The following is a 25,149-nucleotide window of genomic DNA, read 5'->3' as shown; positions in this document are numbered from 1 at the left end:
GCTAATTGAAGAGAAGCACGCTTAGTAAAAAGTATTCCGAGAAAGCGCTGCCAATGGTATATTATATAAAAATTGTTCCAAATGGGGGGAGCTTGCCGCATGCAGCAGTGGCTTGGGAAATCGCTCAAGCATAAGTTGTCGCTCTTAATCATCTTCGCCACGCTGGTTCCTCTGCTGTTTCTCGGATTGTTCTCCTACAAAATGGCGGAGGGCGTGTCCGAAGAAAAGGCCAAAATATCGGGGATGAACACGCTTCGCCAACTGGAGGCTTATCTCGGGACGATGGTAGGGGATGCGGAGAATATGTCCTTGTTTCTGATCGGAAACAGCAGCGTCCAAAGCTATTTAAAAGCACCGGAGAGCGACTTGAAGCTGCAGAATTCCATCATTCTGCTGTTGAACAGTCTGGCATTCTCCAAAGATTACGTTGCCAATATCGTGATCGAGCCGCTCGACGCCAAACGCAGCATCACGCTTAAGTCTCTGATCCGTTCGGATTTCGCGGACATTACCGGGACGGAATCAGGATACTACGCACGTCATCCGAAATGGTGGTCCCCCGTTCATCGCCAGTGGACCTTCGAGGGGATGCGTGAGGTGATAACGCTGTCCCGGCCGGTTCGCAGCACCGATAAGTACAAACCGATCGGGAAGCTCCAGATCAATCTGGATCAGTCGGTCGTCGCCCATCAGGTGAGTCAGGCCGCGATGGAGGAGAGCGGATTTGTTCTGCTGCTGGATGCGGAGAACCGGATCATTGCCGGACCTGCGGACATGGGGACGAACTTGCCGCTTGACCATTACTATCCGGGGATCGGGGAGCTGGACGGGATAAGCGGAGACCTTAACTATGGGGAAGGCAGCGACAAAAAGACGATTCTGTACCGGACGATGGACGGGGTCGGCTGGAAGCTGGTCGGCCTGATTCCGGCACAGGAATACCGGTCGCAGAACCGGTATTTTCTTTCCTTGACGGCAGTAGCTGTTACCGGGGCCATTTTGCTCGTTATTTTCTCCGTTTTGTTTTTAATACAGAAGATTACCAAGCCTTTATCCGCATTAACGAGATTCCTCAAGAATGCCAGTCCCGACGAGCCGTTGCCGGCCCTCCCGGTCAAATCGATCGATGAAGTAGGTCAGCTGATCATCAGCTATAACCGGCTAAGCTCGCGGATTGTGAAGCTGAACGAAGAGGTCAAATTGAATGAGTCGCTGAAAAAGGAAGCCGATATGCATGCGCTTCAGGTACAGATTAATCCTCATTTTCTCTATAACACGCTGTCCTCGATCCATTGGCTGGCGCTAATGAACCAGGATACGAAGATTGCGGATATGGTCGGCTCTTTGAGCGACTTTTTAAGGTTTAGTCTGAATAGCGGCCAGGAATATTGCACGGTCCACCAGGAAATTATGCATGTCCGCAACTACGCCAACATTCAATCAGCCCGTTATCCGGATCGATTTACGCTAGAAATTTTGTGCGATGAAAGCTTGAACGAGGTTTTCATGCTAAAACTGCTGCTGCAGCCTCTGGTGGAAAATGCGATGCTTCACGGGATCTTGAAGCAAAAGCTGCCCGGGACGATCACGATTTCCATCAAGGGGGAGGGACAGCGGCTGGAATTGTATGTGGAAGACGACGGCGTGGGTATGTCCGCCGAACGGCTGAACTGGTTGAGAGAGCAACTGGCCGAGAATCCGAGATATGAGCCGACGCGCTCTCCGCAGGGAAGCTATGGACTGCGTAATGTCCACAAGCGCTTGCTGCTTCATTACGGCAAGGATTCCGGATTGTGCGTGGAAAGTACGGAAGGAGAAGGGACCCGGGTCAGTTTTACGATTCCTTGCAAGGGGGAACAGCCATGAAAGTGTTGATTGTCGATGATGAAGTCATTATCCGGACCGGGCTAAGTACGGTAATTCCTTGGGCAGAGCACGGGTTCGAGGTCATGGAGCCGGCGGCTTCGGCTGAAGAAGCGCTGGAACGAATCCCGGAAGAACAGCCGGAGATCGTCATGACCGATATCCGCATGACCGGAAGGAGCGGCTTGGAACTGGCCCACGAGGTAAAGCTGAAGTTTCCGGATACGGAATTGATCATCATTACGGGCTTTGATGATTTTTCGTATGTGCAGCAGGCGCTTCGGGAGGGAGTGGGCGATTATTTGTTGAAGACCAGCCGCCCGGGCGAAATCGTGCAGGCGGCGGACCAGGCGAGAAGTCGAGTGCTGGAGCAGAGGCGGCTCAAGGAGCTTCGCGCCATGCAGCAGCGGCTGGTGAATCAGGGCTTTCTCCGCAACCTGCTTGCTTCCGGCACGGGAGCCGATGAGGAAATCGCGGAACGCGAGTTTCGGGAGCGGTATCCGGACCTCCGATTGACTGAAAGCGGAGAAAGGTTGGAGGTTTGGCGGATCACCGCCAACAACCAGAAAGACCCTGATGCTGAATGCGCTAAGGGCGGGGAACGTCTGCAGCAGGCATCCGGAGCGTTGACCGAGCAGATCGGTGCCATGCTGGCAGGGCGGCTCCAAGGCGAGTGGCTGCCTTGGGGAGAAGGCCTTCTGCTGGTTGTGCGGCGGGAGCGTAACTGCGGTGACGGCTGGTGCGCCGTGGAAACGGCGATCCGGTCCGCCGAGCAGTCGCTGGGCTGCCCGATTCTGGCTGCCTGCGGAGAGCCGACGGTATCGGCCCGCGGTCTGCGCAGCGCCGTAGAAACCGCGGAGGAGACCGCCCAGTTCCACTGGCTGCTCCACCCGAAGCGGACGCTCCGGTACGATGAAATCCGGAGGCGCAAAGGTTGCCGCGCCGTTTGCTCCCAGGAGGAGGAGCATGCCCTCTCCCTGCTGCTGCGGGCGGGCGATCCGGAAGAGCTGAGAGCATGGATCTGCGGACAGCTGCAGCGGCTCCGCCTGGACGAACAAGCGACGCCGGGCTCGGTCCGCGCTTACCTGCATTCGCTTGCCGTTGCCGGCCGGCGCTGGCTGGAGCGCGCCGCTTCCTCCATCGGCCATGCTTATTCCTTTAGCGGTTCGGAGGAGGAGCTGGATTTGGATGAGCTGGCGCGCGCCCCGGAAGAGGCGCTGTTCGCCCATCTGGAATCGCTCATGAACCAGCACCAGGTCATGGTCGGGGGAATCAGCCCTGTCCAGAGCGCCATTTCATACATTCACGATCATCTGGGTCAATCTCTATCCTTGAATCAGGTAGCCGGTCATGTCCATATGAACCCGAATTATTTCAGCGCGATGTTCAAACGGGAGACCGGGCAAAATTATATTGAATTCGTTACCCGTGCGAAGCTGCAAAGGGCGATGGCTATGCTCCGGGAAACGACGGCGAAAATCAGCGAGATCGCGAACGGGATCGGGTATGAGGATTTGAAGTATTTTAACCGCCTGTTCAAGAAATTCACGGGGCTTACCCCGTCCGAGTATCGGGAAAGACCTGAAAAATGTCCCTCTATCGACTGAAGTTTCTCCCCTGTGGAGTAACGGCCCCCTCTTTTATACTAGGGCTAATCAACAAGGAGCTTCATACAATCTCAATCCAATCAAGGGGGACTGACGATGAAAGCCAAAGGAAAAATAGGTCTGCTGCTGCTAATCGTTGCACTGCTGCTTTCGGCGTGCGGAGGAGAGAGCAGGGAAAAAGCTGAGGGATCGAAGGGCAAAGAGGAGAAGGTAAAACTGACGATCTGGCACAATTTTGCCGGCGATGATTTGCGGGCGAAAACCGTGCGTAGCTTTATCGATCAGTATAAACAGGATCATCCGAACGTGGAATTGGATGCGCAGGCGATTCCGCCGGACGGCTATCGTCAGCGCTTGAGCACCGTAGCGGCGGCCAATGAGATGCCGGATTTGTTCTTTGTGTATGCGGGAAGCCATTCTTCCGAGCTTTACAACGCGAAATTGTTGCAACCGGTTACAGAAGCGTTGGACGCACATCCGGAATGGAGAGATAAGTTTTTGCCGGGAGCTTTCGACGCGTATAAGTTCGAAGCGGACCAGGTATATTCGGTTCCGCTCGGTATGTCGGCCACCTCGATTTTGTATTACAACACTGCATTGTTTGAGAAATATAACGTAAAAGTACCGACCACATGGGATGAAATGATGACGGCGATCAAAGTGTTCAATGAGAACAAGATTACGCCGATCGCGCTGGGAAACAAGGCGCCTTGGGTCGCGCAATCGACGATTATCGGCTCGCTGGCCGACCGGGTGACCGGGACCGACTGGTTCAAAAATGCGGTAGCCCAGAAGGACGCCAAATTTACCGATCCGCAGTTTGTGGAAGCGCTTGGTTACTTCAAGCAGCTGGTGGATAATAAGGCATTCCAGGAAGGCGCGAACAGCATCGACAATACCCAGGCCGAACAGTACTTCATCCAGGGGAACGCGGCAATGATGATCAGCGGCGCTTGGACGCTCACGAACCTGGCGGCATCAGCCACGGAAGAGCAGATGAAAGCGATCGACGTCACCGTCCTTCCGGCGATTCCTGGCGGCAAGGGCGACCCGAACACGATTACCGGCGGAGCCGGCGGCGGGCTTGCGTTAAGCAGCCGGACGGAGGGCAAGGCCAAGGAAGCGGCGCTGGAGCTGATCTATGCCGTCAGCGGCCCCGAAGCTCAAAAAGCGATTGCCGAGAGCAATTCCATGGTCATGTATGATACGGAAATCGATCAGGCGAAGGTTACCTCGTTGTACTATAAAGCCTTCAACCTGGTCAAGAAAACGGGGATTACGCCGGTTTATGACGCTTATCTGTCCGCCGATGCGGCGGATGTCATCAATAACGGACTGCAGGAAATTATGATGGGCGGTACGCCGGAATCGGTAGCCCAGAAGGTACAGGATGCGCAGGCTAGATCAGTTACTCCTTAAGGCGAGCAGTTTTTAGTTAGATACAGGATTGGACGGGGGAGGCCAGCCCTCCCCAAGTCAGCCTTATGACACAATGGACTGTTTGCTTAAGAAAGGAGGCTGCATTCATGCCAACCGCATTACGAAGTAAGGGATTCATTGCCGTTGCGCTGCTACCGGCCCTGCTGCTCTTCTTGATGTTCGTTATCGTGCCGGTGTTTTGGTCGGCGTATTACGGATTTTTCAGCTGGAAGGGCTTCGGCGCGGCGAGCTTTATCGGTTTGGACAATTACCGCGAAATGTTTCAGGACGGAATCTTTTGGCGGGCGCTCCGCAACAATTTGATATTGGTAGCATCCTCGATCATCGGACAGATTCCGATTGCTCTCCTGCTGGCCCTGCTGCTGCTGAAGAATACACTCTTTTCCCGGTTCGTTCGTTCCGCCGTCTTCATGCCGATGGTGCTATCCACGGTTGTCGTCGGCCTGATCTGGGGATATATCTACCAAACGCAATTCGGGCTCGCCAATACGGTGCTGAGAATGATCGGATTAGAGTCCTGGACCAGGGCCTGGTTGTCCGATCCGCAGGTCAACATGCTGGCGATTTCCATACCGATCAACTGGAGCAATGTCGGGCCGTACCTGGTTATTTTTATTGCCGCTCTGCAAAATATTTCACCCGAGGTCGACGATGCGGCCAAAATCGATGGCGCCGTGGGTTGGCGCAAACTCCTTTATGTAACGTTGCCCATGATCTGGGGCACGGTCGTCGTCACGCTCGTCCTGTGCATCTCGGGCAGCCTGAAGGCCTTCGATCATGTCATTGTCATGACCGGCGGCGGGCCGGCGCGCTCGACGGAGCTGCTCGCGACTTATATGTACAACAGCACTTTTGACGTGTACCGGTACGGATACGGTTCCGCCGTGTCGACCATGATCATACTCATCAGTGCGCTCTTGATCGGCATCAATTACATCCTGACCCGGCAGAAATCGGGTTAGTCGGGAAGGAGAAGGCGACATGAAAATAGAGCCGGCCTTGAAAACAGGGGTAACCAACGATCAGAGCCTTCAAAAAGGAAATGGCGGGAACGGCGGGATGAGACGGGATCTATCCGGCAGACAGTTGGCGGTCAAGGGCTTATCGGGCCTTGGCAAGCTATTGCTGCTCGTGTATTCCGTGATTACGCTGTACCCGTTATACTGGCTGTTTATCAGCGCGTTCAAGACGAATCAGGATTTCTTCAACCGGCCTTACGGCCTGCCGCTCGTCTGGATGAAGGAGAATATAGTTAGAGCTTGGGAGCTTGGGCACATGGGACGGGCCATGGTGAATTCCACCATTGTCACGCTGGCCGCGGTTGTACTTACGATCTTGCTCAGCGTTCTGGCGGCTTATGTGCTGGCCCGGTTCCCGTTCCGTTTCAAAAAAGCGGTGGTTGGAATTTTTTTGGCGGGCATGCTCATTCCGATCCATAGCACGCTTGTGCCGCTGTTTATCATCATGAATAAAATCCATCTGCTGGATACGTACGGGGCGCTAATTTTGCCTTACACGGCGTTCGAGCTGCCGATCGCGATTTTTTTGGCCATGGCTTACATGGCTTCGATCCCCCGGGAGATTGAGGAGGCGGCCATGATTGACGGCAACGGCTGGTGGGGCATCTTCGGAAAAATCGTGCTGCCGCTGTGCACGCCGATCATCGCTACAATTTCGATTCTGGCGTTCCTCCGGTTCTGGAACGACTTCTCGTTCGCCCTTGTGTTCATCAACACGCAGGCGCTCAAGACTCTGCCGCTCAGCCTGTCCCTGTTCTCGGACGGCTTCGGTACCGATTACAGCTTGACGATGGGCGCGATGGCGATCGCCGTCCTTCCGACGATTCTCGTTTACCTCATACTGCAGGAGCAGATCATGAAGGGGATGGTCGCCGGATCGATCAAGGGATGATTGGAAAAAATCCAACCAGATGGCTGATTCAGCGCCCAAACAGCATTTTCATTGGATAATTTCCAATGAAAAGCTCTCTATAACTCTAAATCGGCACGGACACTCGTTTTTCATTGGATATTTTCCAACCAAACATCACCAAAGCAAAAGTAACTTCTATATCATTGGAAAAAATCCAACAAGCTGCCCTTTGCGCGAGTGAGTAGGGGCGAAGAAAGATAACGAACTGTTGGATGGTGGACGGAACGGCGGATGTGTGCTTTATATGCAGAACCAGAAAGGTAATTTCAAGAGAAAAGACGCCTGTACGGCGTCTTTTTTACTTCCTTTTTTTGACTTATAGAAAGGCAGCGTATATAATATCCATATGTTAGTGTTGACTAACATTTTGGAGGAGCGAGCATGGAATTTAATGAGACATTAAGAGATAGACAGAACTTGACGAGCGAACAGAAGCCGGTAGGCAAACAGAAGTTGACGAGCGAACAGAAGTCGACAGGTAAACAAAAGCCTGCGGGCAAGCAAAAGTTGACCAGCAAGGAAAAGCTGATGCAGGCGGCGCTCTCTTTGATGGCGGAAAAGGGCTACAATGGCGTTTCCACCAAGGAGATTGCGGCTGAGGCGGGAGTCAGCGAGATGACGCTGTTTCGTAACTTTGGCAGCAAGCCCAATTTACTGGACGAGGCGATTGACCGGTTTTATTATACCGGTGCCATGGAGATGATTTTTGCCGAGCAGCTGGTGTGGGATTTGCGGAGCGATTTGCGGCTGGTCGCCGAAACGTACCATGAAATCATGAATCGGAATCGGACGTGGATTCGCGTCGTTCTCCAGGAAGCGGAATTATCCGCCGCGCGGGAAAAGGCACAAAAGCACCCGCGGCTGCTTCGGGAACTGCTGACTAATTATTTTACCGGGATGATGGAGAAGGGGAAGCTGACTCCTACTTCGCCGGAAGCGCAGGCGATTACGTTCATGTGGATGAATTACGGTGCGTTCATGGCTCATCTGTACGGTTCGGAAGGCATTGCCGGCGTGGCATTGACGGAGTTTCTGGATTCGAGCATCGAATTGTTCGTAAGAGGACTTACGCCTTAATTTTTGAGAGGAGTGGATTCGATGATAGGACAAACAAAAGCGGCCGGATTTCAGATCGGCGTGCGCCGGACTTTTCCCGTTTCCCGGGAGGCGGCCTGGGCATTTCTGCTCTCCACGGAAGGATTGAAGCTGTGGTTGGGCGATTTGTCGTCGCTGGAGCTCGAACCGGGGCACCAATATACGACCGAAGAAGGAAACTTTGGGGAGCTGCGCGTCGTAAAGCCGCTGGAGCAGCTTCGCTTGACCTGGCAACGAAAAGGGTGGAGTCAGCCGTCCACGCTCCAAATTCGACTCATTCCCAACCCGTCGCATGCCGACAAGACGACAATCAGCTTTCATCAGGAGAAGCTGACGGACGCTTGGGCCCGGGAGGAAATGAAGCAGCATTGGGAGGCCGTAACGGCGGCGATCATGGAGCAAGTTGGCACCGACTAAGCAGGGAAGGGAAATGCGCTCATACACTCCCCAGGAGACACATGAATCAACTTCGGACTCCAAAAATAAAGGCCCGTATCCCGGACATGTTTTGATCCGGATACGGGCCTTTTTATGCTATTTACAGTTACAGTACGCTCTTAAATAACATGAGGCTGGGCTTCGATCTGCTCCGCTTTCACGACGGCTTCTTCAAGAGATAAGCCGGTGAAGCTTTGCGCAGGGAAGAAGCGCCCGCTCTTCTTGTCGTCGACAAAGGCGCCGATCGCAATCCCCGGGATGACGCTCTTCACGTCATTAGGGGCCGATGGTCCGCCCAGATCGGTCCGGCACCAGCCCGGATCGGTCAGGTTCAGCATGACATCGGTGCCTTCCAGACGGGAGGCCAAATCCTTCGTGAATTTGTCCAGCGCGGCTTTGCTGGCCGCATACCCCGCTTGCTCCGGTTCATTGCGGATGCCGCTGGTTGTATTGATAACGCGTCCGAAGCCGCGCTGAATCATTTTCGGAATAAGCCGGTTACAAATCGTAACGACAGAGATGAAATTGATGCGGAAGCTCTGTTCAAAGTCCTCCACCGGAGTATTCCAGTAATCGGTCCGGTAGGCGATCTGAACGGCGGCATTGTTGAAGACGATGTCGACCTGCGTCCCTTTTGCCTCAATTTCATCCAGCATCGCTACCACTTCCTCGTGATTGGCGAGTTCCGCCTGCACGCTATATACTTCCACGCCGAGGTTTTTAACCTCTTCTTCCAAAGCCTTCGTATGCTCCAACGTTCTACTGTGCAGGATGAGATTGCAACCCTGCTGCGCCATAAAAATGGCGGTCTCATAGCCTACGCCCCGGCTTGCGCCCGTAATTAATGCCCATTTCCCTTTTGTATTGACCATAGACTGAGTACTTCCTTTCAAAATAAGGTAGAGAGAATCTCCCAATCCTTATACTATCATTTGTTTGATATCGCTTTCAATAAGCTTGAGTTTAATAGGAAAGCAGCGCTCAAAAAACGATAGTAGAGTTCATGAAAAGGGTGGAGGGATTTTGTTCGAGTATGTCGAATTACAGTGCAGTGTTCAAGTATTTATGTAATATAGCAACCCCGTAGAATAAAACAGCTCAGAGAGAGAGTGATTGTGATGTCAGAGAAATTAATCGAATTGCACCGAAGGAACAAATTAATGGTTTGGTTGCTATGGGGAACTCTTTTTCTGGGGCTTGTACTGTCGGTTCCACACATAAGACAGACGTTGGCTATTTCCGGACTGCCGGTCGCCCTGCTGTGCGTGATTCTGATTTGGAGAAAAATAGGGGTTCGTTATATTATGTACCTCGTATCGATCGGGCTTAGCATCATTACCTTCTTTTTTATCAATGCGAGCGCGGGATACAGCAGCCTGCTTCTTATTTTCTTTACGCTGGCTCTTATTTCAATTTATCATAATTATCGTCCCTTGCTGCTTAGCGGCCTGCTTGCGATAGTGATGACGAACTACTTTTTGCAGACCAAAGAATTTCTGTCAACGGAAAGTGACATTAACTTAAATGGTTATCTGATCGTCACCCTAACGGCCTTGATTGCACAGAGCCTGATCGGCGCTAAAATGAGAAGGAAAGCGGAAGCCAGCGCGGCGGAATCCGCGGTTGCGCAAAATCGGACGGAGGAAGTCTTGGGAGAGGTTAAAAATACGGTGGAAGTGCTGGGTCATTCGATTCTAAGCTTGCAGGCGAATGCCACCCATACAGGGGAAATATCCAATCAGGTCGTAACCGCCTTCAATGAAATCGCGGTCGGTATCGAGACTGGGTCCGCCAGCATTTCCGATATATCGGAGGCTATCCATCGTGTGGATGAGAATGTAAGTGCCACAAGCCAGGCTTCCGTTAAAATGAGTGAACAATCGAAGGCGACTTCCGAGTTTACGGTTCAAGGCAAAGTCAAAATGGACGAATTGACGGAGAAAATCCATGAAATCGACCAAATCGTTCAAAATACTTCCCTGGTTATGGGAGAAGTGAATGAGGAAAACCGGAAAATCGAAAGCATCGTGGACCTTATTAAGGACATTGCGAACCAGACAAACCTGCTTTCTTTGAATGCTTCTATCGAAGCGGCGAGAGCTGGAGAACATGGACAAGGATTCTCGGTGGTGGCCACGGAAATCCGGAAGTTGGCCCAGCATGCTCAGGAGGCATCTACGGACATCTCGGTCATTCTCGGATCCATTCAAAGCCGCATCGGGCAGGCGACGGATTTAGTGGAGCATGGCCGTACGGTTGTGGATGCGGGCAAAGAATCGGCGATGAATGCAGAACAGCTGTTTGCCGGAATCGAGTCGAATTCAACCGGGGTCTTGGAACAGGCGGTACAGGTTCGCGAAATGAATGAACGTCTGCGCCAAATTTCTGAAACCGTCGTCCAGGAGGTTACCACGGTGGCCGCTTTCACGGAACAATCCGCGGCATCGGTTGAGCAGGTACTGGCAAGTTCGCATGTCCAGCAGCAGCATGTAGTAGAGATTGTCACGTCGATTAATCAATTACGGGAATTAATGAACAAGCTGGAAGATATCATAAAATAAATGTTGTTCGCAAAAGTATGGGGTTATCTCCGCACCGGATGAGGATAAGGTGCGGAGATAACCCCCTTTTTGAACTAGTCCCTGAACTAACGCTTGTCGCTGGCTAGCCTGTTATTCGCATTTTCCAAAACCAGCCTCGCCAGCTCGTCTCCCTGTCTCTCCAGGTTTGCCATCCACTCCAGCAGTTGTGCCTGTTCGGCTCTTTGCTCATTCGACCAAGCCTGCCGGACCGAGAAAGAGGTTTTTAAAGTTTCATCACTTGGCATGGCTTCATAAAAAGCCGAAAGCCGAGAATGCACGGTTTCGTAAATTCTGGCCATTTCTGAGAGCTGTTGAGAGACATATTCACCTTGCGGGATGAATAGGGAATCACGCAAATAAGCAGCTGCGCATTTCCGGGCGTCGGTTAGGGCCATCATGCAAAAATGATTGACGCTAAGCCTCCGGGAAATATCCGAATCCTCCGCCGTATGGTACCATGCCTCATCCAGCAGTCCTTCTCTCCACGTCTCCAGAGCGGAGTATCCCATCCGGTAACCCCGATTTTCGGTTTGGCTCATCGAGTCTACCTTGGTATGCAGTGAACGAAGCAGGTTGTCGAAGTCGGAAGGAACCGGGCCTTGATCTCCAAACCGTACCATGGCGAACGGCCACTGATCGACATAAAGATAACCTTTGCTCTCTTCCATGGAGGCTTGGAATTCGGGATCATCATGAAGATCCCGGAAGGTTTCGTCATCGAAATAGGATCGGCAGAGCAAGGTGTTTCCGTTATTAAGATATCCCGTAATGACGCCCCACTCGGGTGCGACGCGCAGGTTGATGGCAATAGGAAGCTGATGTTTGCGAATGCTGGCCAACACTTGCTGCTTTTCCGCTTTTCGTTCTTTCTGGCTGATCCGATCCGCCCAGATCGGTTGAAAGCCATAGGCCGCAAAGGCGGGAACGGCATAATCGTAAGCTACTAAGGCATCAGCGGAGCTGTAGTCCCAGGCCGGGGTAAAAGCGATTCTCCAGCATGCCCCGGAGACGCCCATAATTTTTTCATAGGAAGTCTGAACGCCCATACTTTTCAGGGACAGGTACATCGCGCCGCCCCAAGAGCAGTCCATTCCTTTGCCGAAGCCCAGCCGGTCAACCTGTTCGATAATGTAACTCTCGCTGGAGTCGTCGTACCAAAATAATGACATTCGATCCGGGCTGTAGCGGATGCGTTCACCCTCCTGGCAGCTGACGGCGTGAAGACCTTCGGCATTTCGGTAAATCAGCAGCAAATAGTCTTGCCCTTCATTGTCGATGAGGCTTGGGAATAACTCATGATTGGCCTGAAACTCATCCCACCGGAAATACTGGAGATGCGTCATTTTCTTCATCACGTTCAGATAAGCCGATTCATTGCCGTAGGCTGCAAAGATAAAGTCCAGTTCGCCGTCCTTGGTCATGAAATTTTGTGAGTCGATCCCGATGGTCAAGGTGTCCCCTTTTAAAGCGTAATCGGAATAAACCCCGGAGGGAGTTTCATATTTCACGAGCAGTACCTTGAGCCGGTCACTTTGAATTTTAAAAGGAAGGGTCTGTTCGCTTACGGGAAACGTCAATTGATTGCCGACAACAAACTGATTCAAGAAGTGAGTAACTTCATGGCTCTCCTGTCCATCCGTATAGCATGCGGAGAGAATGATTAATTCTTGCGGCATGAGGATGCTGTCAATGGAATGTCCCAAGATGGTGGAGAGCAAGGGCAGCGTAGCCGTCTCGGGAAGCGATTTCCCCGTTTCCCACTTGGAGACCGCTTGTGCGCTTACATGGAGCCGCTCGGCGAGCTCCTCTTGTGAGAACTTCTTTTCCTTGCGAAGCATGGCGATGCGTTTACCTACTTTATCCCCGTTGTTCATCGTTTCTTCTCCTAAATCAGATTACGACGTCGTTATCTTCATTATAAACACGGACGGCAGAAACGCTATGTATCTTAGGACGAGTAACTCGGCTGGAACTCAACTGCTGGTTGAGTAAGGATGAATGGACGGCAGAAAACGCCGTTGAGACTCCGCTGAATACGCCACTGATTACGCCGGAACACCGCAAGGAGATGGAAAAGTTAAATAATTCCGATAAAACCAATAGGAAAAATTAAAATAATGATTGACATTGCGATGATCGGACCCTAATATAGGGTTACAAGAAACAAAAGCACCTATCAACCACATCATTCAGGATGATGAAAAAGAGTGATCTACTGGACGGCCAGAGATCCAATGAGCACGCATCTATGCGGCTTGTTGGGTCTTTTTTTATTATCCGGATGAAGCAGACAAAGAGGGTGAGCAGCGAAGATTAGTGCGGTGATGCAACAACAATTTTAAACTCAGAAAGGATTGTGTACTCATGAAAAAGATTGCGATATCCCTAGTTTCAGCAGCTTTGGTATTCGGCGTACTGACATTTGCGGCGGTTTCCGCGAATAAACACGCCAGGGAAGTAAACGCGGCGGAGGGCGCTCCGGTTGCTCCGGCAACCTCGTCTTTAGATAATACGGCGGCGGAGCCTCCGATTACGGAAGAGCCTGTCAATGCGGAGGATAGCGGATCCGTGCAGCAGGCTGAAGCAGCCACACCGGACGCGTCTGCGGCTGACGAATCGACTGTGGCGGAAAGCGAATCGGCTGGTGAAACGGCTGGGTCTGCCGAAGCAGCGACGACAGCGGTTCCTGTGAAGGTTGAAGGAAGTAAGGCAGCAGGGTCTGGGTCTTCTACGGTGGCAGCATCGGAGTCTTCGGCGAACAATGCAGCCGCTGTAAACAAAGCAACTGAATCGACACCGTCCAAGACGACAGCATCCGCGGCTAAGCAGGACAGTAAGCCTGCACCTACGGCTAGTACGGCCTCCGAGGAGAGCAAGGACAAAGCGGGTACGACGGCAGCGGAATCACAAAAGGCGCCGTCAACGCAAGCGTCGGCTCCAGCTGTTAAAGAGCAAAACACCGGTTCCGGTTCGTCTGTCTCTTTTATCAAGAAGCAGAATAATCAACCTAAAGTGACAACACCTGCAGTGACCGAAACCAAATCGGCCGCAGCGCCTGCGTCAAGCTCGAGTTCATCTTCATCCGACTCGTCGTCATCATCTTCATCATCCAGCTCGTCGTCCGGTTCCTCATCATCTTCGCCGTCAACTTCCGCTCCGGCACCAGAACCGGCAGCTCCGGCTCCTGCTCCGGAACCGGCTCCAGCACCGCCGAGCTCCGATGAAGATTGCTAATTAAGCAATACCAAATGAGGTTCAAATCACACAAGAACATTGAGGTGTTAATATGAACAAAATCAGATTAAACCAGTCCCGGCGATGGTTGACGTTGCTGCTGGCGGCATTCCTGGCTGTGCCGGTATTCGGCGGAGCCAGCGCCAGCGCCGCTGAGGTTGCAAACAGTAGCGGCATCGCTAAATCGGCGGTTAGTCACTTTAATTATTTTAATAAGGTGTATGAGCATTTGAATGACGAGAACCATGTGTTCAAAACGGCTACATATGAAGACATCGCCCATCTGTTCGAGAGCGAAGGCAACTACGCTGTCCTGTTCGGCGGGGCGTGGAGCGAGCAAACTCAGGCAACCATCGGATTCATTAACGAGGTGGCGAAAGAACAAGGTATTCATACCGTTTATAATTTCGATACCAAGCTGGATGGGGATTCCCTGCAGATTGCGGATTCCAGTAACCCGTTCGCTTACAAATATGTAGATCTGGTCAATAAGTATTTGAAAAACCTGAATTTGTACGACAAGAATGACCCGGCTTACAACGTCAGCTACACGAAGGACGGCAATACGGTAGCCGCCAACAAAATCGAAGCCCCGTTCCTGTTTGTATACAACAAGGATCATAAAGACGAGCAGGGGAATCCGGCACCGATCGTGACCTATTTGGACGAACGCCGGGTTTGGGATGACTTTTTGACGGATGGCCAATTGGATTCTAATAAGGTCGGAGCGTATAAAGAGTCGGTTCGCACCGTATTCAAGGCTGCGCAAGGATACAGCACGATCAACGAATCCGATTATATTAAGGAAGCCTTCAACCTCAACTATGCCGGGGAGAACGCCGGGCAGACTATTTTTACGGAAGCCGACGGGGATCTCGTCTATGAGCATGTAACCTATCACCAACTGCAACAGATTTTGCAGAGCGAAGGGAACTACTTGTTTCTGTTCGGGGGATCGTGGTGCCCGAATACGCAGGCGGTAATCAAATACATTAACGAATATGCCAAGCAGCAGGGCATCGATAAAATCTATTTCTGGGATACCAAGCTGGATGGGGGACTGGAAGTCCGGGAGTCCGGTAATAATACGGGCGGACCGAGAGGGGATAATCCTCACGGCAATGAAACGCTTCAAGTCCGGACGACAAATCATCCATATGCCAAATTGTACGTCGATCTGGTCAACAGCTATCTGACCAATATCAAGACTCAGAATAATACGGCTGCCAAACCGACGACGATCAGCTATGTAGATGGACAGGGAACCGTGATTTCCGGGGACCGTCTCCAGGTTCCTTATCTGTTTGCTTACAACAAGGATAACAAGGATGCGGATGGCCAAGGCGCTCCAATTCTGGGACATATCGAGCTGATGTATTCCTGGACCAACATTCAACCGGATTACGTGAAGGAAGGCGATGGATACGCGGTAGGCGCCAGATATAACAACTACATCAAAGCGCTTGAATCGTTGCATTCCAGACTGGAAGCCACGCCGACGGGATTGAATGCAATAGCGCCGACGACGTCCGCTAACAATGACGGACAAATCACGGGTACCACTTCTGCCTTGGAATATAAACTGGCCGGGGAATCCGAGTTCAAGCCGGTATCCGGTGAGTCGATAACCGGATTGGTTCCGGGCACTTATCAGGTGCGGTATGCGTCCAAACCGGGCTATCAGGGACCGACCAGCAAAGAAGGGGCGACCGCGATTTCCTACGCGCCGGGCCAGTCGGTAGAAGTTGTGGTTCCGGCGGCTAAGCAAGATCAAGAACAAGACGGACCTAGCGGATTAAAGGGGATTGCGCCAACGACGGCCGACAATCTGGATGGTCAAATCACGGGTACTACATCTGCCCAGGAATATAAACGGGAAGACGACTCCACTTATAAACCGGCTGTAGAGGGTGCTATTACCGGTTTGGAGCCGGGACTCTATGCCGTAAGATACGCGGCCCGCGAGGGATTCAAAGCGAGCCCGGATACTTGGGTTGAAGTCCCGGGCTTCGGCGAGCAGGCTGCGCCGACGGGATTAATCGGCGTGGCGCCAACGACGCCGGCCAATGATGACGGCAAAATCGTCGGAACGACGACCGCGATGCAATATAAACCGGTCAGCGCTACGGATTACGTATACGCTACGGACATTGAGGTTACGGGGCTCGTTCCGGGAATTTACAATGTAAGGTATGCGGAAAAAGAAGGCTACAAGGCAAGCCGTCCGACCGATGTGGAAGTTCCGGCCTATGCCGCAGAACAAGCGGCCCCAGCCGGACTGACAGGCGTGGCTCCGACAACTTCGGCCAATAACGACGGTCGGATCAACGGAACCGAGCCGGGCCAGGAGTATAAGCTGTCGGGTGCGGCAGAGTATACGGCGGTGACAGGCACATCGATTACCGGACTGGTACCGGGGACATACCAAGTCAGATATGCAGCCAAGACGGGGTATCATGCCAGCCCGGATACGGCCGTAATCGTTCCAGCCTACGCACCGGCGCCGGGAGGCGGCAGCAATAACGGCGGTGGCAACAATGGCGGAAACGGCTCGGGCGGCGGAGGTTCGAATTCATCGTCTGGCAGCGGCTCCGGCGGGAACACTGGTACGACTGCACCAACTGACAGCGGAAAGCCGGCGGTAACAACGAATGGCAATTCCGTTGTTGTCTCAATAACGGTGAAGCCTGTTACGGACGAAGCAACAGGGTCAAGTACGGCATTAGCTTCGGCAGCAGCCGTGACGAGTCTAACGGATAGCGCGAAACAGGCGGAGGCAGCCGGCAAAACAGCCGTGATCGAATTCAAGGCCACGGCAGCAGCCGGCACGCAAACGGCTCAGTTTACGATCCCAAGAAAGGCCTTTAACGAATTGGCAGCCGGAACAAGCGCTGCTGTCGTGATCAATTATGAGGGGATTGCGACGATTACGTTGGATGCCGGCACCATCGATAAGCTCAGCGCATCCGAGGAGAGCGGCGATATTAGTATCCTGATTGCGAAAGCCGAGCTCACGGAAGAAGGTAAACAGGCGCTTGGCGATCGTCCTGTGTATGATTTCTCCATCTTTGCCGGCGACAAGAGCATCACGAGCGCAGGCACCGGTGGCAAGATTAAGATCAGCATTCCGTACCAGCCGCAAGCCGGCGAAACGAATAATGCGATCATCGTGTACCGGGTCAGCGAGTCGGGTGAGTTGGAGGTATTGCGAGGCGGATTTAATCCTGCAACGGGGACGGTTGATGTTGCGGTCAACGAGTTATCCCAACTTATTATCGGATACCATAAAGTCGCTTTCGCCGATGTCGCAGCGGAGTCGTGGTATTACCCGGCTATCGATTATCTGGCGGCCAGAAACATTGCGTCGGGGGTTGATGACAACAACTTCAGCCCGAATGCCAAAGTGACCCGGGGACAATTTGTCGTGCTTCTGCTGAAGGCATACAATATTTCTCCTGAAGCAGTTGGCGCGGACAATTTCTCCGATGCCGGGGAATCTTACTACAGCGGTTATTTGGCGGCGGCGAAAAAGCTCGGTATCGCTAACGGAGCGGGCGATAACAAGTTCTCTCCGGAATCTGAAATTACGCGTCAGGAGTTGATCACGCTGCTGTACCGTGCGCTTGGCGTACTCAGCGAGCTCCCTTCGGAGCAATCCGCAGCCTCGCTTGCAAGCTATAGCGACGCTAGACAGATTGCCGGCTACGCGCAAGAGGCATTCCGGCAACTTGCGGGAGCCGGAGTTATAACGGGCAGCAACGGGAAGCTTGGCCCGCAAGAGGCATCGACCCGTGCCCAAGTGGCGCAGATCCTGTACAATCTGCTTTCAAAATAATTAGTAGCATAACAAAAGACAGTCTTCCGATTTCGGGAGACTGTCTTTTTCTCTGTTGAGTATGATGTCGCATGCATAGGCCTTTAATTTTATTGGCTTTGCCCTATGAAGTACAACACAATCAGGACCGCAACGAGGCAGAACAGCACGAAAATGGTGATTTTCCACGGGCTGCGCGGAACAGTGCCTGAAACAAGTCCGGTCTGAGCGTTGACCATGTAACGGTAAGACTTCCCGCGATAAGTATAGCCCGCATTCCAGATCGGCAGCAGCAGATGCTTGTAGGTAAGCCCGCTGTATTGCGTACGGGTACGCAACGCACGGATTTCATCGCCGCCAATCTGCCTTTTGATGCCGACTTCGATGGCATTGTCGATGCGCACCTTGGCTTGCTGCCAGCCCTCGCTGCGGGGCACGGAATATTTCTCGGCCAGGTAGCCGCTCAGATATTCCGGTCGGTACTCTTTTAATTTCGACAGGTCGAAATTGTTCAGCTTCTCCAGCAGCTTCCCGTCATAACGCCGGGAAGCCGGGACCAACACATCGTCAAACCAGCGGTCATACTCCCCGCCGACCCGGTGCCATACCGTGTACCGTTCCTGGGTCGTATACGTTTCGGTTTTACCGTTGACGGTCCGGGTACGAGTGACGGTGCGATAATGATAGTCGCCGCGTTCCGCCGTATACACCGAGTCCGTATCGGCATCGAAGGTCCAGTAGGGAATATACAGACCGGACAGCCGAGCGACAATGTTCCCGTTCTTGAAGGCATTCGGCACAAACCATCGCTTCGACTTCCATGTCTTGAACGAAGCCATGGCCTGTTCCATGGAAATTTGGAACGGAATCACGGTTTCCGGTTTGATACTGGCCGTGTCCTGTTGACTTAGAACTTTCGAGGATCCGCAGAAGGGGCAGATCGCGGCGGTTTCCAGTTCAGGCAACACGATATCGCCGCCGCAGCTTTCGCAGTGCAGCGTCTGCTTCCGGAATCCCCAATCCGTCCGCGCTGCATTTTCTTCATCCGTTCCGGACAAATCCAGATCGTACTCTACGGGCTGGCTGCCGGAATCCTCAATGGCCTCTTCACGCCCGCAGTATTGGCATTTCAGATTTTGCGCCTCGGAGTCGAACAGCATCGGGCCGCCGCAGCCGGAACAGGGAAACGTAACTGGAGCCTTCGCGGTGGCTTCTTTTGGTGCTGAAGCTTCCATCGTCATCCCCTACACTTTCGTGCCGCAACCGGAGCAGAACTTTGCGTTTTCCACCAGCGGCGAACCGCACTCCGTGCAGAACCGTTTCGGCACTCCGGTTTGCGCGGCATTCCCATTTCCTGCCGCTGCGGGGCCGCCGCCGCTTGCTGCCGGTCCCGGTTCGGCCGGCCGGTTCATCATCTGGCCCATCATCTGGGCCATCGCCATGCCGGCGCCGAGACCGGCTCCGGTTCCGGCTGCACCCGAATCCGGGTTGTTTGCCGCCTCGCGAATGGCTTCGGCGGTCTGATATTTCATATATTGGTCCAGGTTGCCGGCGATGTTCATCGACGACTTCCGGTCGATCATTTGCTCGACTTCCGGCGGTAACGACAGGTTCTCGATCAGCAGCAGCGACAGGAACAGACCCATGCTTTCGAAATGCGGCTGCAGTCGTTCCATGGCCCGGGCGCTCAGCTCTTCATACGAAGAAGCCAGATCCATCACGGGAATGCGGGATTCGCCGATCAGATCGCTGATTCCGGTAACAAGGATCGATTTTAAATACCCGGAAATTTGCTCGGTCGTAAAGTCACTGCGGGTACCGAACAATTCCCTCAGGAACATGGCCGGGTCTTTTACGCGGATCGCATAGCTTCCGAAGCCCCGCAGCCGGATGGCGCCAAACTCGGTATCCCGGAGAATAACCGGATTGGTCGTTCCCCATTTTAAATTCGTAAAATTGGCTGTACTGACGAAATAAACATCCGCCTTGAACGGCGAGTTAAACGCATACGGCCAAGACTTAAGGGCGGTCAGCAAAGGCATGTTTTGCGTGGATAACGTATAAGTGCCGGGGCCGTAGACATCGGCGATCTGTCCCTCGTTGACGAACACAGCGGCCTGAGATTCGCGGACAATCAGCTTGGCGCCCATTTTGATCGCATTATCGTATACAGGAAAACGGTACACCATCGAGCCGGAATTCGCCGATTCGTCCAGCCATTCGATGACTTCAATAAATTGGCCTTTCAAAAAAGAAAACAGTCCCATCGTTCTACCTCCAGATTGCAAATAGAAAAATCTACCTCCATTATACTTAAAGTCTGCGGTAGGGGATACCCGGGGGGACCGGGTCAGTTCTCATTTCGCGTATCCATTCTATATAGAAGGAGCATGCAGCCTCTGTTTATTGAATAGATATATAGTTTAAAAGCTGCATAAAGGAGGTAATCATGGACCGGAAAAATGAAATTCAAGAACTTAAAGATCGATTGGAACATGTTGAGGCACAGTTGGAGAGAAGATCTAAGAGCTTCAGACCTCTTAAAATAGCCATAATCCTAATGCTCGTTATTGTTTTCCTTATGGTACTAATCGGGATCTTCCAATTTGTGAGCGCATGATAAAGGCCGCTTCTTGGCGGCCTTTTCATTGAGCATACTTAGTAATAAGGATGTGTGAGCGTCCTAACAAAACAAGCTGCTCCAGGGTGTAATATCCTTGGGCGGCTTGTTTGTTGTTCACCGCCTTCTTATTTGCTGTCGCTCATTGGAAGAAATCCAATCAAACGGCGCACAAACTGCAAGGTCTGATGCCATGATTGGATTAAATCCAATCATTACTCGGATTTTCAGGGATAAAGCGGCATATACGCTCGTAGTGGTTGGATTTTATCCAATGAAATGGCTTTAAGGCAGAGTGGTGAAAGAAATGGCTGTATTTTTTCCAACGAAAGCGGGAGGGAGCTGTTTCCCTAAAGATTGGATTGGAACCTTCCGTTCCAGATTCAGCCTCCTTTTCTACCACGCCAGACATAAAGGGGTTTGGTGGGGAAAGAGGCGCTATATAACCAGCTCACGATGCTGGTGGAAATCCATTGGCATAGGAGGGCTTGAATAATAATCATCCAATCGATAACGCAGGCCGTAAGGATAAAAATGCATCCGTTCATCCACAGCAGCGTTTTACCCGGATCGGCATGCCTTTGCCTGGATATTGCGAGCGCCGCAAATCCGATGCCTCCGTTGGAGAAACGCTGGGATAGAAGAACGGCGATGCCGAGCCCAAGCAGAACCGAGCCGACCAGCAGATCGAACCAGACGTTGCCAAACGGGCTTGTGAAGTAAACGCCGAAGATGTTAAAGGATACCGAAGTGGTGGTGATCACCCCGATCGTGCCTATAGTGCTGATCGTTCCAAGATACGGAATCGCGGTCAAAAGAAACAGAAAGTTCATCAGCCAGAAGCCGATGCTCATCGGCAAGGAAAACCAATGATTTAGCAGCAAAGCAAGCCCTCCGGCCCCGCCGGGAGGAATGGCATGCGGAAACAGAAAGACGCCCATGCCGAATCCCTGGATAAGAGAACCAGCGAGAATCAAGGAGGCTTTTAAACAGGATCGGCGCAAAAGATAGCCCTTCGTTCTGCTAGATAATAGATTCACAAGCATCGCTTCCTTTAAAGAATATGAAGGGCTGAAGCCGGGCTCCGTTCCGTCAGCCCCCGCCCCTTCTTCTCCAAATGTATGCTTGTCATTAAACAGGAATGCCATTTGACTCAATGGAGGTCTCTTCCAGCGAGGTATAAGATTATTACGTTAGCCTGTGGAAGTGTTAAAATAGGAGTATTATACAGGACACGAATGGACCGGATAACACTTTTCGGAAAAAGAATAAAGGAGCAGAACAGCGATGAATGAGCAGAAAACCCTATCGGAAGCATTTAACCGGACCGCTTACCGCCTGTCGGGCCAGGGCCTCCGGAATGTAGAAGTCTTGAAATCGGTCTTGGAGCAAGTTGAGGGAAGCTTAGAGAGCGATATATATGGCAAAGGCCAAGTCATCGAGGAGTTTCAGAGCGAGATGGCTGCGTATCTCGGCAAGGAAAGCGCGGTGTTTTTCCCAAGCGGCACGATGGCGCAGCAAATCGCTTTAAGAATCTGGTGCGACGAGGGAAATCTCAAGCAAGTGGCTTATCATCCTCTAAGCCATTTGGAGATCCACGAAGAGGACGGATTAAAGGAGCTGCATGGCATCAAGCCTATTTTGCTTGCGGACAAGGACCGTCTAATCACTTTGGAGGATGTCCGAAATTTACGGGAAGATATCGCTTGCCTTCTGCTGGAACTGCCGCAGCGCGAAATCGGCGGCCAGTTGCCGGAATACTCGGAGCTGGAGGCGATCTCCGCTTATTGCCGGGAGAAAGGCATCAAGCTGCACTTGGACGGCGCGAGACTTTTTGAGATTTTACCGTACTACCAAAAGAGTGCCGCCGAGGTTTGCGCGCTGTTCGACAGTGTCTACGTCTCTTTTTACAAAACGATCGGCGGGATTGCCGGGGCGATTCTCGCGGGAGACGCGGACTTCACCGAAAAGTCGAAGGTTTGGAAAAGACGGCACGGCGGCGATCTCATCAGCTTATATCCGTATATTTTGAGCAGCGCGCACTATTTTAAGGAACGGATCGGCAAAATGGAGCAATACTACCGGGATGCCGTCCGGCTGGCGGAATGCTTCAATGCCTGCACTCGCGTGAACACCCGCCCGGCGGTACCTGTATCAAATATGTTCCATGTACATTTTGATGCTCCAAAGGCCAAAGTCGAACCGGTGCTGATCGAGTTATGTGAAGCGTCGGGGATCGGAATCACCGGAAATGTGAGAGAATTTGACGGGGATACAAGTTATTTCGAGCTAAGTGTAGGGGATATGTATTCCCAAGTTCCGGAGGAAAAGCGCGAGGCGATGTTCCGGATGCTGGATGCTAGACTTCGGGAGATGTGAGGTCGTACACAAATATAGAGCGGGACGGTTTCTTTTTACAGGGGAACTGTCTCGTTTCTAATATAGCCGGTTAAACGCAATTTCCGACTACATTAACGGGAGGTTTTCCAGCTATGCTGAACGAGGGGCCGGAACAATTCAACAACAGCCGCACGGAATCGGAAACTAAGAGTCACCCGCAACATCAGACAGCAACGCTCGGAATGGGATGCTTTTGGTCGCCGGAAGCTTTGTTCGGCCAATTGCCGGGAGTAATGCGAACTCGTACCGGATACGCCGGGGGAACGACCGATAACCCGGAATACCGGCGGATGGGAGACCATACGGAAACGGTTCAGATCGATTTTGATCCCGGACAAATTTCGTATGAGCAACTGCTGAAAGTATTTTGGGACAATCATAATCCCGCTAATATCAACGATTATAAAGGGCGTCAATATTTGTCCTTGTTACTGTTCCATGACGCCGAGCAGGAGCGCGCCATTCAACACTGCATCGAGCAGCGCATAGATAGCGGCGATCGCAGACCGGAGACCGAGATTGCACCATATACTGTCTTTTATCCTGCCGAAGAGAGACATCAGAAATATTATCTGAAAAGATTTCCGGACGCGCTAGCTAAATTGAGCCAGTTATATCCCTCGCAGGAAGAAATCGACGGTTCGACGATTGCGGCCAGACTGAACGGGTTAGCGAAAGGTTATACAAGTCTGGAGCGCATCAGGAACGAAATCTTGGAATGGCCGATAAGTTTACCGGAGCGTGATCGAATCCTTGAACTTATCACAAAAATCAGGTGGTAGCAGGATAACGCTATTCTTTCCCGGGAAACCTATTTTTGGCAAACCGGAGCCGTAAACCCGGAATATACTGAATAAAAGGCAAGAACTGGCGGTTTTCGGGTAATAAGGGGATAAGCCATAAGGCATGAAGGTAAGAAGTTAAGGGTTGAAGTAGCCTGACGAGTAAAGGGACGGTGGAGCAAGTGATAATCGGGGTACCCAAGGAAACGAAAAATAACGAGCACCGCGTCGGCATGACGCCGGGCTCGGTGGTGTCTTATGTGCAAGCGGGCCACCAAGTGCTGGTAGAGAGCGGTGCCGGAGAAGGCATCGGATTCGGCGATCAAGATTATGAGGCGGCAGGAGCCCGGATCGTCCCAACGGCGGCGGAAGCTTGGGCCGCTGAAATGGTCGTCAAGGTGAAGGAGCCGATTCCTGAGGAATTCGGCTATTTTCGGGAAGGACTTATCCTGTTCACGTACCTGCATCTCGCACCGGAGCCGGAGCTTACGAAGGCTCTTGCAGAGCGCGGAGTGACGGCGATTGCCTATGAGACGATTCAACTGGATGACGGGCGGCTGCCGCTACTGATGCCGATGAGCGAGGTGGCGGGCCGGATGTCGATTCAGATCGGGGCGCATTTTCTGGAAAAAGCGCACGGCGGCAAAGGCCTGCTGCTTGGCGGGGTTCCTGGCGTCGAGCCGGGCAAGGTAACCGTCATCGGCGGCGGCATCGTCGGGACTAACGCAGCCCGGATGGCCGTCGGCCTGGGCGCGGAAGTGACGATTATCGATTTAAGCGCGGAAAGGCTGCGCCAAATCGATGAAATGTTCATGGGCCGGGTCAAAACGCTGATCTCCAATCCGTTTAATATCGCCCAAGCTGTGCAAAGGGCCGATTTATTGATTGGAGCCGTGCTGATTCCCGGTGCGCGGGCGCCGCGTCTCGTGACGGAGGATATGGTAAAGACGATGTCGCCCGGCTCCGTCATCGTCGACGTGGCGATCGACCAAGGCGGGTCCATTGCCACCATCGACCGGATCACAACCCATGACCAGCCGGTATACGAAAAGCACGGCGTCATTCATTATGCGGTCGCCAATATGCCCGGGGCGGTCGCCCGTACCTCCACCATCGCGCTGACTAACGTCACGACTCCCTACGGCCTTCAAATTGCCGGGAAGGGCATACGCCAGGCGGCGCTCGGCAACAAAGCCTTGGCCAAAGGCATCAATGTAATGGCCGGTCAGGTAACTTATCCGGCCGTGGCCGAAGCGCAGGGGATAAAGGCTGCCGATATTTTCACCTTGCTGCCATCCGAAGGGTGATAATAGGTACAGGGCTGGTTCTAAACTTGAAGTAG

General features: G+C 52.5%; 18 protein-coding genes. 13 read left to right on the top strand and 5 right to left on the bottom strand.

What is annotated here, in order from left to right; translation table 11 throughout:
* The first annotated feature begins 99 nt into the window (after window positions 1-99).
* From KB559_RS13075 to KB559_RS13045, 7 genes are all read left to right on the top strand, one after another.
* A complete protein-coding gene (locus tag KB559_RS13075) occupies window positions 100-1,866 on the top strand; it encodes a cache domain-containing sensor histidine kinase (protein WP_211022373.1) in 1,767 nt (588 codons plus the stop codon).
* Window positions 1,863-3,470: a response regulator gene (locus tag KB559_RS13070; RefSeq protein ID WP_211022372.1), complete on the top strand. Its 1,608-nt coding sequence runs from the start codon at window positions 1,863-1,865 to the stop codon at window positions 3,468-3,470. Before KB559_RS13075 ends, KB559_RS13070 begins: the two co-directional genes overlap by 4 nt.
* A 96-nt stretch (window positions 3,471-3,566) precedes the next feature.
* On the top strand, window positions 3,567-4,889 hold the full coding sequence (locus KB559_RS13065) for an extracellular solute-binding protein (RefSeq protein WP_211022371.1): 1,323 nt from the start codon (window positions 3,567-3,569) through the stop codon (window positions 4,887-4,889).
* 107 nt (window positions 4,890-4,996) lie between these two features.
* Window positions 4,997-5,872, top strand: coding sequence for a carbohydrate ABC transporter permease (locus KB559_RS13060; RefSeq protein WP_211022370.1), 876 nt, complete (start codon window positions 4,997-4,999; stop codon window positions 5,870-5,872).
* A gap of 97 nt (window positions 5,873-5,969) precedes the next feature.
* On the top strand, window positions 5,970-6,821 hold the full coding sequence (locus KB559_RS13055) for a carbohydrate ABC transporter permease (RefSeq protein WP_211022540.1): 852 nt from the start codon (window positions 5,970-5,972) through the stop codon (window positions 6,819-6,821).
* Window positions 6,822-7,223: 402 nt separating this feature from the next.
* Window positions 7,224-7,919 carry a TetR/AcrR family transcriptional regulator gene (locus KB559_RS13050; RefSeq protein ID WP_211022369.1) on the top strand — a complete coding sequence of 232 codons (696 nt, stop codon included), beginning with the start codon at window positions 7,224-7,226 and terminating at the stop codon, window positions 7,917-7,919.
* Window positions 7,920-7,940: 21 nt separating this feature from the next.
* Window positions 7,941-8,354, top strand: a complete 414-nt coding sequence (locus tag KB559_RS13045; protein ID WP_211022368.1) for an SRPBCC family protein — start codon at window positions 7,941-7,943, stop codon at window positions 8,352-8,354.
* Window positions 8,355-8,494: 140 nt separating this feature from the next.
* Here the strand turns inward: KB559_RS13045 and KB559_RS13040 are convergent, their stop codons facing one another.
* Entirely contained in the window at window positions 8,495-9,247 is a 753-nt protein-coding gene (locus tag KB559_RS13040; RefSeq protein WP_211022367.1) for an SDR family NAD(P)-dependent oxidoreductase, read from the bottom strand.
* Between the two features lie 246 nt (window positions 9,248-9,493).
* On the opposite strand from KB559_RS13040, the gene KB559_RS13035 reads away from it, so the two are divergent.
* Window positions 9,494-10,936: a methyl-accepting chemotaxis protein gene (locus tag KB559_RS13035; protein WP_211022366.1), complete on the top strand. Its 1,443-nt coding sequence runs from the start codon at window positions 9,494-9,496 to the stop codon at window positions 10,934-10,936.
* A gap of 86 nt (window positions 10,937-11,022) precedes the next feature.
* On the opposite strand, the gene KB559_RS13030 is transcribed toward KB559_RS13035, so the two are convergent.
* A complete protein-coding gene (locus tag KB559_RS13030) occupies window positions 11,023-12,831 on the bottom strand; it encodes a helix-turn-helix domain-containing protein (RefSeq protein WP_211022365.1) in 1,809 nt (602 codons plus the stop codon).
* Between the two features lie 490 nt (window positions 12,832-13,321).
* Between KB559_RS13030 and KB559_RS13025 the strand changes: the two genes are divergently transcribed.
* Together KB559_RS13025 and KB559_RS13020 are read left to right on the top strand one after the other, a co-directional pair.
* A complete protein-coding gene (locus KB559_RS13025; RefSeq protein ID WP_211022364.1) occupies window positions 13,322-14,191 on the top strand; it encodes a hypothetical protein in 870 nt (289 codons plus the stop codon).
* 52 nt (window positions 14,192-14,243) lie between these two features.
* Complete coding sequence (locus tag KB559_RS13020) at window positions 14,244-18,026, top strand: S-layer homology domain-containing protein (RefSeq protein WP_211022363.1); 3,783 nt, start codon at window positions 14,244-14,246, stop codon at window positions 18,024-18,026.
* Between the two features lie 89 nt (window positions 18,027-18,115).
* On the opposite strand, the gene KB559_RS13015 is transcribed toward KB559_RS13020, so the two are convergent.
* The 3 genes from KB559_RS13015 to KB559_RS13005 all read right to left on the bottom strand — a co-directional run bounded on the left by KB559_RS13015 (window position 18,116) and on the right by KB559_RS13005 (window position 21,773).
* On the bottom strand, window positions 18,116-19,240 hold the full coding sequence (locus KB559_RS13015; RefSeq protein WP_247681788.1) for a TFIIB-type zinc ribbon-containing protein: 1,125 nt from the start codon (window positions 19,238-19,240) through the stop codon (window positions 18,116-18,118).
* Window positions 19,241-19,249: 9 nt separating this feature from the next.
* A complete protein-coding gene (locus KB559_RS13010) occupies window positions 19,250-20,272 on the bottom strand; it encodes an SPFH domain-containing protein (RefSeq protein ID WP_211022361.1) in 1,023 nt (340 codons plus the stop codon).
* Window positions 20,273-21,008: 736 nt separating this feature from the next.
* Entirely contained in the window at window positions 21,009-21,773 is a 765-nt protein-coding gene (locus KB559_RS13005) for a YitT family protein (RefSeq protein WP_247681812.1), read from the bottom strand.
* Between the two features lie 139 nt (window positions 21,774-21,912).
* On the opposite strand from KB559_RS13005, the gene KB559_RS13000 reads away from it, so the two are divergent.
* The 3 genes from KB559_RS13000 to ald all read left to right on the top strand — a co-directional run bounded on the left by KB559_RS13000 (window position 21,913) and on the right by ald (window position 25,114).
* Window positions 21,913-23,004, top strand: a complete 1,092-nt coding sequence (locus tag KB559_RS13000) for a threonine aldolase family protein (RefSeq protein ID WP_211022360.1) — start codon at window positions 21,913-21,915, stop codon at window positions 23,002-23,004.
* Window positions 23,005-23,117: 113 nt separating this feature from the next.
* The gene (gene msrA / locus KB559_RS12995; RefSeq protein ID WP_211022359.1) at window positions 23,118-23,807 is read left to right on the top strand and encodes a peptide-methionine (S)-S-oxide reductase MsrA; all 690 of its coding nucleotides are present in this window, start codon (window positions 23,118-23,120) and stop codon (window positions 23,805-23,807) included.
* A gap of 182 nt (window positions 23,808-23,989) precedes the next feature.
* Window positions 23,990-25,114 carry an alanine dehydrogenase gene (ald, locus tag KB559_RS12990; protein ID WP_211022538.1) on the top strand — a complete coding sequence of 375 codons (1,125 nt, stop codon included), beginning with the start codon at window positions 23,990-23,992 and terminating at the stop codon, window positions 25,112-25,114.
* Window positions 25,115-25,149 lie beyond the last annotated feature (35 nt).

The organism is Paenibacillus sp. Marseille-P2973 (assembly GCF_018101095.1).
Lineage (GTDB): Bacteria > Bacillota > Bacilli > Paenibacillales > Paenibacillaceae > Fontibacillus > Fontibacillus vini.
This window is presented reverse-complemented; position numbering and strand designations above follow the sequence as displayed.